The sequence below is a fragment of the Maribacter litoralis genome (assembly GCF_003075045.1).
Classification (GTDB): Bacteria; Bacteroidota; Bacteroidia; order Flavobacteriales; family Flavobacteriaceae; genus Maribacter; species Maribacter litoralis.
Genome location: NZ_QCZD01000001.1, coordinates 887,624 through 900,903, shown reverse-complemented (window position 1 = coordinate 900,903; position 13,280 = coordinate 887,624). Strand labels below are relative to the sequence as shown.

General features: G+C 36.3%; 12 protein-coding genes. 9 read left to right on the top strand and 3 right to left on the bottom strand.

The features are described 5' to 3' along the window. The first annotated feature begins 79 nt into the window (after window positions 1-79). Together mqo and DCS95_RS04245 are read left to right on the top strand one after the other, a co-directional pair. On the top strand, window positions 80-1,555 hold the full coding sequence (gene mqo / locus DCS95_RS04250) for a malate dehydrogenase (quinone) (protein ID WP_116769573.1): 1,476 nt from the start codon (window positions 80-82) through the stop codon (window positions 1,553-1,555). 109 nt (window positions 1,556-1,664) lie between these two features. Then, on the top strand, window positions 1,665-2,540 hold the full coding sequence (locus DCS95_RS04245) for a DUF6268 family outer membrane beta-barrel protein (protein WP_164674114.1): 876 nt from the start codon (window positions 1,665-1,667) through the stop codon (window positions 2,538-2,540). Between the two features lie 66 nt (window positions 2,541-2,606). Here the strand turns inward: DCS95_RS04245 and DCS95_RS04240 are convergent, their stop codons facing one another. Then, on the bottom strand, window positions 2,607-4,811 hold the full coding sequence (locus tag DCS95_RS04240; protein ID WP_116769571.1) for a xanthine dehydrogenase family protein molybdopterin-binding subunit: 2,205 nt from the start codon (window positions 4,809-4,811) through the stop codon (window positions 2,607-2,609). Between the two features lie 47 nt (window positions 4,812-4,858). Beyond that, window positions 4,859-5,323, bottom strand: coding sequence for a (2Fe-2S)-binding protein (locus tag DCS95_RS04235; RefSeq protein ID WP_116769570.1), 465 nt, complete (start codon window positions 5,321-5,323; stop codon window positions 4,859-4,861). A gap of 343 nt (window positions 5,324-5,666) precedes the next feature. On the opposite strand from DCS95_RS04235, the gene sbnA reads away from it, so the two are divergent. The 5 genes from sbnA (at window position 5,667) to hpf (ending at window position 10,847) form a co-directional block, all read left to right on the top strand. Continuing rightward, on the top strand, window positions 5,667-6,671 hold the full coding sequence (gene sbnA / locus DCS95_RS04230; protein WP_116769569.1) for a 2,3-diaminopropionate biosynthesis protein SbnA: 1,005 nt from the start codon (window positions 5,667-5,669) through the stop codon (window positions 6,669-6,671). A 12-nt stretch (window positions 6,672-6,683) separates the two neighbouring features. Beyond that, on the top strand, window positions 6,684-8,498 hold the full coding sequence (locus DCS95_RS04225; protein WP_116769568.1) for an FAD/NAD(P)-binding protein: 1,815 nt from the start codon (window positions 6,684-6,686) through the stop codon (window positions 8,496-8,498). Next, window positions 8,473-9,942 carry a type III PLP-dependent enzyme domain-containing protein gene (locus DCS95_RS04220; protein WP_244178372.1) on the top strand — a complete coding sequence of 490 codons (1,470 nt, stop codon included), beginning with the start codon at window positions 8,473-8,475 and terminating at the stop codon, window positions 9,940-9,942. Before DCS95_RS04225 ends, DCS95_RS04220 begins: the two co-directional genes overlap by 26 nt. A gap of 97 nt (window positions 9,943-10,039) precedes the next feature. Further along, window positions 10,040-10,438, top strand: coding sequence for a VOC family protein (locus tag DCS95_RS04215; RefSeq protein ID WP_116769567.1), 399 nt, complete (start codon window positions 10,040-10,042; stop codon window positions 10,436-10,438). Between the two features lie 106 nt (window positions 10,439-10,544). Next, window positions 10,545-10,847: a ribosome hibernation-promoting factor, HPF/YfiA family gene (gene hpf / locus DCS95_RS04210; RefSeq protein ID WP_116769566.1), complete on the top strand. Its 303-nt coding sequence runs from the start codon at window positions 10,545-10,547 to the stop codon at window positions 10,845-10,847. Window positions 10,848-11,018: 171 nt separating this feature from the next. Here the strand turns inward: hpf and DCS95_RS04205 are convergent, their stop codons facing one another. Continuing rightward, entirely contained in the window at window positions 11,019-11,471 is a 453-nt protein-coding gene (locus tag DCS95_RS04205) for a ferritin-like domain-containing protein (protein WP_159301562.1), read from the bottom strand. 238 nt (window positions 11,472-11,709) lie between these two features. Here DCS95_RS04205 and DCS95_RS20175 point away from each other — a divergent pair, with 238 nt between their 5' ends. Beyond that, entirely contained in the window at window positions 11,710-11,853 is a 144-nt protein-coding gene (locus tag DCS95_RS20175) for a hypothetical protein (protein ID WP_159301561.1), read from the top strand. Window positions 11,854-12,010: 157 nt separating this feature from the next. Beyond that, window positions 12,011-13,237, top strand: a complete 1,227-nt coding sequence (locus tag DCS95_RS04200; protein WP_116769564.1) for a TolB family protein — start codon at window positions 12,011-12,013, stop codon at window positions 13,235-13,237. Window positions 13,238-13,280: the final 43 nt, after the last annotated feature.

Below are 13,280 nucleotides of genomic sequence, written 5' to 3'. Positions count from 1 at the left end.
AGGATTAATAACTAATTAGTAGCTTGAATAAAATTTTGTTACAAATTATTACCAACTTAGTAGTAAAAAAGTAGAGATAATGGAACTGAGAGAAGAATACGACCTTATTTGTGTAGGCGCAGGTATCATGAGCGCTACCTTGGCTTTATTGGTAAAACAGTTGAAGCCAGATCTTAACGTGCTGATCGTTGAACGGTTAGATAAGGTTGCACAAGAAAGTTCAGCTGCTTGGAACAATGCCGGTACAGGACATTCTGCCCTTTGTGAATTGAATTATACTCCGCAAACCGAAGATGGTACAATTGATATTAATAAGGCAATTAATATTTGTACGCAGTTTGAAACCTCAAAGCAATTCTGGTCCTTCCTTGTTGAACAAGGTCTGATCGATGATCCAAGATCATTTATTGCACCGGTGCCCCATCACAGTTGGGTAAGGGGTAAAGAGAATGCAGATTATCTAGAAGACCGTTACAAAGCCTTTAAAGAACATTTTATGTTCAACACTATTGAGTTTTCAAGGGATATAGCGAAAATGAAAGAGTGGTTCCCTTTAATGATGCATAAGCGTACAGAAGATGAGGTTATGGCAGCTTCAAGAATAGAAAGAGGAACAGAGATGAACTATGGTTCATTAACCGAAAAATTGTTTGCCATACTAAATGATGAATATGATACCAAAGTATTATTCAATACAGAGGTTGAAGATATCGATCCAGATCATGATGAAGATTGGTTGGTAAAGATGGAAAATTTAAAAACGGGTGATAAGAATACGGTAGATGCCAAGCATGTTTTTATCGGTGCCGGTGGTGGTAGCCTTTTGTTGCTACAGAAAGTTGAGATTGAGGAAAAAGACGGTTACGGTGGTTTTCCTGTAAGCGGCGAGTGGTTGGTCTGTAAGAACGAAGATATTATAAAGCAACACAATGCTAAAGTGTACAGTAAGGCGGGTATTGGAGATCCACCTATGTCAGTACCGCATTTAGATACCAGATATATTGACGGTAAAAGAGAGCTCTTGTTTGGTCCGTTTGCTGGGTTTAGTCCTAAGTTTTTAAAAGAAGGCTCGTATTTAGATCTATTCAAGTCTATCAATTTTGATAATATTCCTTCCATGTGGGGTGTGTTTTGGCATAATCTTCCGTTGACCAAATACTTGATAGAGCAGGTTGCCATGAGTTTTGACGACCGCATGGCATTGCTACGTGAGTTTGTTAAAGATGCAAAAAATGAAGATTGGGAAATTTTGGTTGCCGGTCAGCGTGTTCAAACCATTAAAAGAGATGAGTTTGAAGGAGGATCTTTAGAATTCGGAACTCAACTTGTAAGTAGTAAAGATGGCAGAATAACTTGTTTGTTAGGTGCATCACCAGGAGCTTCTACCTCAGTAAAAATTATGCTCGATGTCATTGAAAAAGCATTTCCGGAACTTATAAACTCGGTTCAAGGAAAAGAAAAGTTAAATGCAATGGTTCCTTTTTATACCCAAAAAGTTACCAAAGAACTATTCGATAAAGAATTGGCAAGGGTGACCAAGGTTTTAGAATTATAGACAGTTCACTATCTTTTAAGATACTTTTATATGTATTAGCACTATTCAACAACAATAAAAATGCGGTACTTGCATTATCCTTAATTAGATAGATGGTAAGTACAATTGCATGCAGCTGAGATTTCTAATCCTTTTTTTATTCTTGACAACCTTTACGCTACAAGCTCAATTGAGCGATTTGGCAAGAATAGACTTTACTTTTATCCCCAATAAAAATTCTGATGTTGAGTATACCCGTTCTAGGGTTATGATCAATGCACCCATTCCATTAAAAGGGGAGGGAAAGTATCTGTTTTTAGGTTTTGATTACAGTGATATTCATTTGCGGTTCAAAGATGAAGAATTGCCTTTTAATAGAAATCAATTAGACGATTTTAGATTACTTGATTTTACAATAGGCTACACACAACCATTAAAAAATGATTGGAGGTTAGGCTTTAGGTTTCAACCTGGTATAAGCACTAACCATACGGCAAGAAATCTTACGGTAGATGATATTGTCTTTTCGGGCGACTTGGTTTTTATTAAAAAATATGAAGATGAGTATAAACCTTCTCGTTTAATTATTGGACTATCGTATTCGCAAAATAGAGGCTATTTATTTCCCTTGCCATTTATAAGTTATTACAAGAAATTCAGTGCAGATTGGTCTTATAACCTAGGAATTCCTAAAACCAATTTACAATATCATATTTCAGATAGGCACAGGCTTAAGTTGTTTGCCCAGCTAGACGGTTTTACTTCAAATGTGCAAAACGGGGCTTTGGTTAATGAAACGGAAATAGCGGAACTTATAAATATGTCGTTGATCAATGGAGGTCTTCAATATGAATATCATTTTACCAATCACCTTCAGTTAGATCTAAGGGCAGCTTATAATTTTAATCTTAGCAATAAGTTGAAAGATGGCGACAATAATACGATACTTACTATAGATAATGACTCAAGAAGCTATGTAAGGGCAGTATTGAAATTTAAAATATAGCTTTTTGAACTAAAAAAACACCAGACAAAAAATCTGGCGTTTCAATATTACAATAGCATAAGGGCTTTAACCTATCACAGATTTCTCTGTAATAAAAGGTTGATTATAATGTCTTTGACCGGTAGCTTTATAAAGGGCATTTGCTAATGCGCCCACAATTGGCGGTAAAGAAGGCTCACCCAAGCCTGTCGGATCTATACCGTTATCAACAAAGAAGGTTTCAATTTCTTTAGGTGCTTCTTTATGTCTTATTAAGCGATAGGTATCAAAATTTTTATGTTGTGGCTGACCATTTTCAAAGGTCATTTCACTATAAGTAGCATGGCCAATACCATCGATAATACCACCTTCTATTTGATTTTTTGCTGCCATTGGGTTAATAACAATTCCGCAATCAACCGCACACCAAACCTTATCTACCTTTGGCGAATCTGTATCATTATTTAAGTCCAATACTTGTGCCACGTAAGAATTATGGCAGTAATATGCTGAAACTCCTCTAGATTTACCGTTGTTCTGTGAAGAGTTCCAATCAGATTTTTCTTTTACCAATTTTAATACTCCTGCATAGCGTTCTGGATCGTAATCATTTTTTTCAGGCTCACCAACAGGATCTTTAATAGCTCTATCGAATAGTTCTAATCTAAAATCTATAGGGTCTTTACCAGCCGCTTCTGCAACTTCGTCAATAAAAGCTTGTTCTGCCCCGGCAACAAAATTAGAACGTGGCGCACGCCATGCTCCGGTAGTAACATTTGTTTCTAAACTGAATTTCTCGGCTAAGTAGTTATCTACCGCACCAGCAGGAAATCTGTTTTCAAAGAGAAGGTCATCATTTGATCCCGCTCCTTTAACATGCCACGCTATTAGGTTACCTTCATTATCCAGACCAGCCTTGTATTTTACTTTATAGGTAGGTCTGTAAGTACCTTGGGTCATGTCATCTTCACGAGTGTACACCAGTTTAATTGGTGCTTGCATTTTTTGCGAAATTACCGCCGCCTCAACGCCAAATGTTCCATATAGACGTCTACCGAATCCGCCACCCATACGGGTCATTTTTATATCAATTTTTTCAACAGGCAAATTTAATCGAGATGCCAAGGTTTTCTCTAAAAACTCGGGAGTCTGTATAGGTCCGTTCAATAACGCTCTTTCCCCATTTACATCGGCAAAGAAATTCATGGGTTCCATCGTATTATGCGCTAAAAATGGAGCACTATATGTTCGTTCTATTATTTGAGCTGCGTTTTTGAAAGCGCCGGCCACATCACCATCTTTACGTGCAGGAGCTTTAGCTGAGGTGTTCAATAATTTTGTTAAAGCTTCATCATGCCCTTCAGTACTTTCTAGAACAGATGATTCTTCCCATTCTACTTTCAATGCTTTTTTTGCTTGCATACATTGCCATGTAGTTTCTCCAACAATGGCTACTAACTTATTTATGGCACCACCGTCAGACCATTGTTTTTCTACATCGTCTGGATAAACGTCAATAGGGAATACATCTTTAATACCGGGCATGGATTTTACGGTTTCGGCATCCATAGATTTGTATGTGAGTCCAAATGCCGGTGGATGCACGATCATAGCGATCATCATTCCCTCTTCTTGAATGTCTATACCGAACAACGGTTTACCGGTTACCAAATTTGGTCCGTCAACATTTCTTTTATCTGTACCTATAATATTAAAATCAGATGTTTCTTTCAGTTGAACCTCTTCGGGTACTGACATGGTTGCAGCTTTTGAAGCCATGTCACCGAAACCTGCAGAATTGTTCGTTGCAGTGTGACTGATTACACCGTTATCCACCGTAATTTCAGAGGCATCAACTTGCCAGGTATCTGCAGCTGCAGCGACTAACATATGTCTTGCAGTAGCGCCGGCCATTCTTAATCCCGACCAACCAGCACGTATAGATTGACTACCGCCCGCCAATTGTCTTTGGAAAATATCGGTATTTAAAGGAGCTTGTTCTACGATTACGTCTTTCCAATCTACGCCAAGTTCATCTGCAATGATCATTGGCATAGAAGTTTTTACGTTCTGACCGATTTCAGGGTTTGGCGACATGATCGTTACCATGCCATTATCGCCAATTTTAAGAAAGCCGTTAATATTGAACCATTCTTTTGGCATGTTATTTACTTGTTCGGGCGTAGGTTTACAAGAAGCCAGCCAACTGAAGCCTAATATCATTCCGCCACCTGCTAACGCACCACTTTTTAAGAAAGAACGTCTATTATATGAAGTTTTAATGAGTGTCATGTGTTTGTTTTTTTGAAGGTTAATATCCCAAAATTGGGGCAATTTAACTACGCGTTTGAAATAGAGGCAGCATTCTTAATTGCCTTCTTAATTCGCGTATAAGTGCCACAACGACAGATATTTCCGTTCATAGCATCCTCAATTTCAGTATCCGTAGGATTAGGGTTTCGTTTTAAAAATGCACTGGCATTCATAATTTGGCCAGCTTGGCAATATCCACATTGGTAAACATCTTCCTCTAGCCATGCTTTTTGAACAGGATGGTCACCGTTTTCAGAAAGCCCTTCAATTGTAGTTATCGATTGTTCGCCAACAGCAGAAACCGGTAATTGACAAGATCTGACCGCATTGTCACCTAAGTGAACTGTACAAGCCCCACATTGAGCAATGCCACAACCAAATTTTGTACCTACCAATTTTAAATGATCTCGTAATACCCAAAGCATTGGTGTAGACGGATCTACATCTATTTCTTGGGTTTTTCCATTAACTTTTAAACTGAAATTTGCCATTCGTTTTTCCTATTTGTTTGAGTCCCTTGAAATTAGGGATTTTTTTAGATTTATTTGGTTGATTTAACAACAAATAATCTTAAAGTTTTTGTTGTCAGATATTTGAGTCTAAATTAATACTATTTGATTATTTACTGAAGAATATTTGGTAAGTGCCTACAAAGGTTTTTAATTCTTAAAATGAGAAGGCTTTTAGTCCTAATCCATGTTGTTTTTTAGCTGATAAACTGAAAGAGTTATTTAATTAACTTTTCGTGATATTGTAAGAGTTTACGTCAAACTATTTTTATCCGTATGAAATTACCACTTGTAGTTCAGCGCAATTGGATGAAAAAAGCAACCCATGATTATTCAAAATATAACCACATCTATTTCCAGATCAATTATAGACACTGTTGGTAAAACACCAATGGTAAAGCTTAACAATATAGAAAAAACCGATCATTTCAACCTCTTTGGAAAACTAGAGGTTGCCAACCCTGCCGGAAGTATAAAAGACAGAACTGCTCTTTTTATTATTCAAAAGGCAATGGAAGAAGGCAAGGTCAAAAAAGGAGATACCGTAATTGAATCTAGCTCTGGTAATATGGCGGTAGGTTTGGCTCAGGCTTGTTTACATTACGGACTTCATCTAATTGTTGTAGTAGACCCAAAATTGAATTTGCATACCGAAAAGATTCTTAAAACCTATGGTGTACGTATTGAAAAAGTAACCAAGCCAAAAGATAACGGAGGTTACTTAGGGGCGCGTTTAGAAAAAGTTCAACAATTACTGAATACTATTCCCAATAGTTTTTGGTCCAACCAATATGGTAATCAAAACAACCCGTTAACGCATCATCAAACAATGACCGAAATTATGGATGCCCTGCACGGTAAATTAGATTATTTGTTCGTGGCAACGAGTACCTGTGGAACCCTAATGGGTTGCGCAGATTTTATAGTGGAGAATAATCTTGACACTAAAATTATTGCGGTTGACGCGGTAGGTAGTGTTCTCTTTGGCGGTCCGCCTTTAAAGCGATTAATTCCTGGTCACGGAGCGGGCGTTCCTTCCCAATTTTTAGATACCGATAAAATTTTTGACCAGATTTACGTTGATGATGTTGATTGTGCCCGCGGATGTTGGAATCTACTTGAAAAAGAAGCAATTCTCTGTGGAGGCTCATCTGGCGGAATGATCAGTGCCGTTCAAAAGTATAGTAAGAATATTGAAGCAGAAAGTAATTGTGCATTGTTCTTATGTGATAGGGGCGAGCGTTATTTGGATACCATTTATAATACTAAATGGCTAATGAAAGAACTACCGGAAAGTAAAAATGCCTTTACACCATTATGCGGTTGGTAAATATATAGACTTATGGAAAATACAGAAACATATGCTATTGGTATTGTAGGTTTTGGACCCAAAGGATTTTACGGATTTGAAAGGCTCATTGCCAATTTAAGCGAACATAACATTGATCGATCAATTCAGATACATATTTTCAATAATACATCATTTTTGGCATCTGGTGATGTATACAGAACGGATCAACCTGAATATTTGATAATGAATTATGCCAACCGAAATATTAATGGTTGGATATTGCAAGAGCCTTATGCTCCAGCTACGTCAACTCCTGATTTTGTCTCATGGGTAACTGAGAATAGGTTTGCCAATGCAGCACCAAATGAATATGCACCCAGAGCAATTGTCGGTAAGTATTTAGAAGAATGTTATCAGTTGGTTTTAGATCAATTACCAACAAACGTTAGGGTAGTACCGCATATTGGTACGGTTAGCAATGTGTTTAAAAGAGGCGAAGAGTATCAAGTAAAGTATACGGAAGCAGAATCAGGAAAAGAAAATAGTATTCAGTGTAATTCACTGTTGTTTACTACAGGTCACCACACCTTTACATCGCAAAAAAATACGACATCAAAAGAAAATAGTGTAGATTTTATTTATCCGGTTGAAGAAAAATTAAAACCCATCAATAAAGATTCATTGGTGGCTATAAAGGGCTTTGGATTAACGGCCATAGATGCTATTTTGGCATTGACCGAAGGCAGACAGGGCGTGTTTAAAAGGAAGGAAAATGGGGAATTTAAATATGACCCATCAGGGAGAGAACCGCTTAAAATTTATCCTTTCTCAAGAACCGGATTGCCAATGGTTCCTAGAAATGGGGAACCTAATTCTAATGCAGAATTACACTTTTTCACAGACGATTTGGTAAGACATTTAAAGAAAAACAAACCTGTTAGCTTTAAGTGTACCATATTGCCGCTGATAAAAAAGGAATTTTATTTTGCATATTATAGGGTTCTGTTCAAAAACCATGGACATCAATTTTATTTCGATGATGATTTTACGGTTATTGAGAATCAGGTACAATATTTCCACGAAGATTTTCCCGAATGCCCGGTTTTTAATTGGGAGGCTATTGTTGACCCATTTAGAGATGAACCAATTTTGTCATCGATCATGCTTCAATTTTATTTGGAGTTCTTGATAGAAGAAGCAAAACGTGGCGAAGATGAAAGTCCGTTTTTAGCAGCCGTTTCAGTTTGGAGAAAAATAAGTCCATTGTTCAATGAACTATACAGTTTTGGGGGCTTAGATGCTGCTTCACAGAAGGAGTTCGATACCTATTACTTCGGATTGTTCAATCGTTTATCGTACGGTCCACCGGTGAAGAACATGGAAAAAATGCTAGCATTGTATAAATCAGGTATTTTAGATTTTTCATTTGTAAAATCAGCAAATATTTCAGAAAATACTTTGAACAACAATTACACCTTGCAAATTAAAAATGCTCGGAAAACAGAAATAAACTATTATTTAAATGCAACAATTTCTAGAGCAAAAGAAGGTGAATTTAAAAACGAGCTCTATCAAAATTTATTAAAAAACGGACTTGTTCGCGAGTTTAAGAATAAACTCAATACGAGTTATAACCCCGGTTGCATAGAAATAAACAAAGATGGAAACGCGATAGACGCTAAGGGTAGGGTTGATAAAAACATTACATTTTATGGTACCCCAACAGAAGGTATAACATGTGATAACGATACGTTATCTAGAACAAAAAACAATTTTGCATCGGTCTGGGCGAAAGGAGTATGTACCTCTATTTTGAATAAAGCAGGCATTACAGAAAAATATGAAAGAGAAGAAAATGTATTGTAAAGGAAAACCAAAATTTCAACTGACACCTAAAACTTCCCAATGGATGCATGAATTGTTCAACAATCAGTCCGTCGTTAAAGGTTTGGTTGAACGATACGGTTCTCCCATAAACATTCATCACTTACCATCCTTTAACCATAATTGCGAGATATATAAAGAAGTTTTTGAAAGCTACGGCTTAAAGTATAGAATCTTTTATGCTAGAAAAGCAAACAAATCTAGAGGGTTGGTAAAGCAGGCATTTGCATCGGGCATAGGTGTAGATACCGCTAGCTTTAAAGAATTGGAACAGTCACTTTCATTGGGTGGTAATAGTGAAAATTTGGTGTTGACGGCGGCAATAAAAACAGAGCCACAAATAGAATTGGCCATAAGGAATGGAGTACCGATAATATTAGATAATGAAGATGAATGTGTTCTTACACAGGCGGTAGCTAAAAGAATTGGACACAAGGCGAATGTTGGTTTTCGAATAAGTGGCTTTGAGGTTGACGAAGAAAAATTATACAGTCGCTTTGGGTTCGATGTAGATGACGTGATCGATTTTATTTCATCATATGTAGGAGAAAACAAGACCTTTGACCAATTAGAGGTAACCGGGCTACATTTTCATTTGGATGGATATGCTACCCATCAAAGAAGTATTAGCTTAATTACAAGTGTAAACATAGTTTCAAAACTTAAAAATAGAGGTTATAATATTTCTTTCATAGATATTGGTGGGGGTATTTTAATGAACTATTTAGAAGACGAAAAAGAATGGTTTGCCTTTAATGAAAACCTGAAGAAAGCGGTTGTAGAAGAAAATAACGACATTACCTTTAACGACAACGGTTTAGGATTTAGGCTAGAAGATGGAAAGCTACGTGGTAAACTGAACACTTATCCGTACTTTAATAAAGTAAATAAAGAAGGATTTATAAGAGAAGTACTTGATTTTGTTGATGATGAATCTGGTCTATCGGTAGCATCGTTGCTTGTAAACAATGGAATTGAATTACGTATAGAACCAGGTAGATCATTATTAGATCAAGTTGGTATTACGGTAGCAAAGGTCGTCCATCGAAAAAAAGATGCAAAAGGTCAATGGTTGGTCGGTTTGGAAATGAATATGAGCCAAATGATGAGTTCTAGTGCAGACTTTCTACTGGACCCTTATATGTTATACGATTCTGAAATTAAGGAGAATGAACAGGTAGATGTATTTTTTACCGGTGCTTATTGCTTAGAAAGAGATGTGTTGCTGAAAAGAAAAATTACACTACCCAAATTACCGGCAATAGGGGAGTACGTGGCCTTTGTAAATACGGCCGGCTATATGATGCATTTTTTTGAAACAGAAGCCCATTTGTTTGATCTATCAACTAACTTAATGTTTACGGGCTCCAATGAAAAACTTTCATTTTTCCAATTTATAGATGACAGTAAAATTGTGCTAGAGTAGTTAAGAAATTTAGCTATAAGGTAATGCATTAATAACTGTAGTTTTTAAGGTAAGGCTACAGGTTGATATTGGGTAAATTGTATAAAAACAATATATCATGAAAATACAAGCATATTTAGCATTTAACGGTAATTGTCAAGAAGCTTTGAACTTCTACGCAAATCTGTTCAACGCAGAGATTAAAAACAAACAGACTTACGAGGATAAGAAAATAGATGTACCATCTTCTTATAGAGAGAAGCTGCAACACGCTGAATTGAAAGGAAAGGGTGTACATTTTATGGCATATGATGCGTCACCAGATACACCGCTTAACAATGGTAATCAAATTAACATGAGTGTTGATTTAGATGATTTAGATGATGGTAAGCAGTTATTTAATGATTTATCAAGTGGCGGTCAAGTACATCACGAATTTAGAGAGCGCGAATGGGGACATTTTGGTAGATGTACCGATCGTTTTGGTATAGGTTGGATGGTAAATGTAGATAAGTAAAACGTAGGTAAAAAAAGATAAGGGGGCATTTTCAAGTTGCAGTTGTTGTGGCTTGAAAAAGCCTCTTTTAAAATTCATATCGCATTGCGATTAAAAGAGAAAATTTATGGAAATAATATATGAGTATGACGGTGTAACAGCTAGTGAAAGATTAGAAAGTTATACCGAGGAGAAACTTAAAAAGTTACACGCAAAATTTGACGACATTATAAGAGCGGATGTTTTTCTAAAGCAAGAGAATACTTCTTCTGATGAAACTGGAATGATCTGTAACATTCGTTTAAGTCTGCCTGGTCCCAGAATTTTTGCGGAAGCCAGCAATCAAAACTTTGAAGAGTCGGTCAACGAATCAATAAGTGAACTTCAAAGACAATTGAAGAAACGAAAGGAAAAAATGAAAACGTATTAATATCGAGTTATGAAAAAAGCATTGATACTATATTTCGGTAAAAAGTTCTATAAGAACTGGTTAAAGAAAAAAAGAGCTGAAAAATCTAGAAGAAAAAATAAATTAGTTAATTCTTAAGAATAAAAAAGCCCTTGCAATTGCAAGGGCTTTACTTTCTGTAAATATCTAATCTTATCTGTGATCTTCTAAAACTTCACTAGTTTCCAAAGCGTTTTGTAATTCATTTCTCTGTGCTCTAATGATTTCTTTTAGGCGATGTGGCATCATGGTTTCTGCCAATGCATTATCATAATCATTAATAGCGGCTTTGTCACCTCTAACAGCTTCTTCTAACATTGCTTCGTCATTGTCATCTGCAAAAAATGCTTTAATATCCATCCATGTTCTGTGTAAGGTTCCGGCTGCGCTACCTTCAATTTCAACACGGCCTAAATCCAATTCTGGTACAGCTGCTCTTAATTCTCTTAAGAACTGCATACGGTCTACTACTTTCTTCTCAAAGTAACTTTTAATACCAACATCCTTCGAATTTTCAGATGCTTTTTCAAAACCTTTGATTGCATCTTCGTTTTTACTTACCAAGTCTTTAAGACTATCTTCAATTTTCTTTATATCGTTATTCATAATATTAAATTTAGTAGGCATTACTGCCTATTGTTATACAATTTTACAATACTAAGATATGTGCAATTAGTGGTAGTTCTTAGCTATATACAATAGTACTTTAGCTGTATGCCATAAAACCCCAATGCTCTTATAAATGGTATTTGTTGAAGGCATTTAGTACACATTTTCAATGGATAGAGCTAAGTTAAATTCGGGCTTGTGGCTACATTGCTTTTAAACAAAAAAAATAAAAGTTATGAGATTATCACCATTATTCGGAGTTGCAAAAATGTTAGTGAAAAGTAGAAAGTTGAAGATGGCGGCTGTTGGTCTACAATTGGCATATTTAGGTTATACTTATTATTCTGAAAAGAAAAAAAATAAACAGGTATCTAAATAGTATCGATTTTAAATGTAAATATCTGATTTTAAATTGATTATGTGGATTAATTAAATTTATTGATTTACAAATGATATCAAAACCTATGAATTTTTATTAATAATCAATTGAATGAGTTGCTAGACCTTTGGAGTATGAAATCCCAAAATCTAGTATTATGATCAATTCAATTAAAATTAGCCTTTTGTTTGCCTGCATGGCGACCATGGGTTATGGCCAAGATTTGGCCTACAACGATTCTTCAACCAGTTTTCTTGAAAGAAAGGTTACAGAAGTTTCTAACCGAGCAGAGAACTACAACAAATTAAAATCACTTGGTTATTCAGATGAAGAAATCTTTGAAGACCTGGGCAATGCCAATTTCCTGACCAAAAAGTATGAGAACGCATTATATTGGTATGGTAGGCTTATGGAAATTTCTGAGGATGGTACTTTAAAGAAAAGTTACCAGAAGAGATTTGATCATGCCGTTTCGCAATTAGGCAAAGAAGTGCAAAATGAAATTGCCGATGAAAACTGGACAGAATTGGTTAAGGATGATTACAAGATGACCCGTAACGTAATTCCTTCACGTCTTACCTCTAACAACAGAAGAAATTTTTTACCGTGGGATGACGACCAAGTAAGTAGCGAGTTTGCATCTAACACTAAGGTACCGGCAAAAACATCTGGTGAATATGCCCCACCGGTGGCATTGACCAATGGTGGTAGAACGGCATACTATAGTAAAACCGTATACCGCAAGCCCGTAACCGGTATGTTTTCCAAGAAAAAGGAGATACATAAAATTTATAAAGCTGATAAAGTAGGCGGCGAATGGAAAAAAATTACGGAAGTAGCGGTTTGCCCGGCAGATTATTCCGCAATGCACCCTGCAGTGTCACCGGACGGAAGTCGTTTATTCTTTGCATCTAACATGCCAGGTACATTCGGGGAGTATGACATTTATGTCGCTACCATTCAAAAAAATGGCACATTAGGTCAGGCAAAGAATTTAGGAGAAAAAGTGAATACTGCTAAAAATGATATGCACCCAAACCCAATTTCAAATGGAAGTCTAGTATTTGCATCTGATGGAAGAGACGGTTATGGCGGTCTCGATGTTTACATGGTAGAAGTTGGTCAACGCAGCGTCGGACTTGCGGTAAACATGGGAAATACAATCAACAGCTCTTATGATGAATACTCGGTAAACTTATTACAAGGTGATGGTTCCGGTTATGTGGTATCCAACAGAATAGGGAAAGGTAAGCATGCACAAAATGTAGCTTTTAATTTAAACGATAAGCCAATTAACGAGAAAGATAGAGATGATCGCTTCTTAGAAGCATTTAACTCAGAAAAGCAAATGCAGTATTCTAGTTCTGTATTTGAAGATGAATAACCACCCATTATTCATTTCCCCCAATTCATAGACAATTTCAATT

What these genes read in the sequence shown, in the direction of transcription:
- mqo (WP_116769573.1), top strand. Translation starts at nt 80, where the DNA reads ATGGAACTGAGAGAAGAATACGACCTTATTTGTGTAGGCGCAGGTATC.
- DCS95_RS04245 (WP_164674114.1), top strand. Translation starts at nt 1,665, where the DNA reads ATGCAGCTGAGATTTCTAATCCTTTTTTTATTCTTGACAACCTTTACG.
- DCS95_RS04240 (WP_116769571.1), bottom strand. Translation starts at nt 4,811, where the DNA reads ATGACACTCATTAAAACTTCATATAATAGACGTTCTTTCTTAAAAAGT.
- DCS95_RS04235 (WP_116769570.1), bottom strand. Translation starts at nt 5,323, where the DNA reads ATGGCAAATTTCAGTTTAAAAGTTAATGGAAAAACCCAAGAAATAGAT.
- sbnA (WP_116769569.1), top strand. Translation starts at nt 5,667, where the DNA reads ATGATTATTCAAAATATAACCACATCTATTTCCAGATCAATTATAGAC.
- DCS95_RS04225 (WP_116769568.1), top strand. Translation starts at nt 6,684, where the DNA reads ATGGAAAATACAGAAACATATGCTATTGGTATTGTAGGTTTTGGACCC.
- DCS95_RS04220 (WP_244178372.1), top strand. Translation starts at nt 8,473, where the DNA reads ATGAAAGAGAAGAAAATGTATTGTAAAGGAAAACCAAAATTTCAACTG.
- DCS95_RS04215 (WP_116769567.1), top strand. Translation starts at nt 10,040, where the DNA reads ATGAAAATACAAGCATATTTAGCATTTAACGGTAATTGTCAAGAAGCT.
- hpf (WP_116769566.1), top strand. Translation starts at nt 10,545, where the DNA reads ATGGAAATAATATATGAGTATGACGGTGTAACAGCTAGTGAAAGATTA.
- DCS95_RS04205 (WP_159301562.1), bottom strand. Translation starts at nt 11,471, where the DNA reads ATGAATAACGATATAAAGAAAATTGAAGATAGTCTTAAAGACTTGGTA.
- DCS95_RS20175 (WP_159301561.1), top strand. Translation starts at nt 11,710, where the DNA reads ATGAGATTATCACCATTATTCGGAGTTGCAAAAATGTTAGTGAAAAGT.
- DCS95_RS04200 (WP_116769564.1), top strand. Translation starts at nt 12,011, where the DNA reads ATGATCAATTCAATTAAAATTAGCCTTTTGTTTGCCTGCATGGCGACC.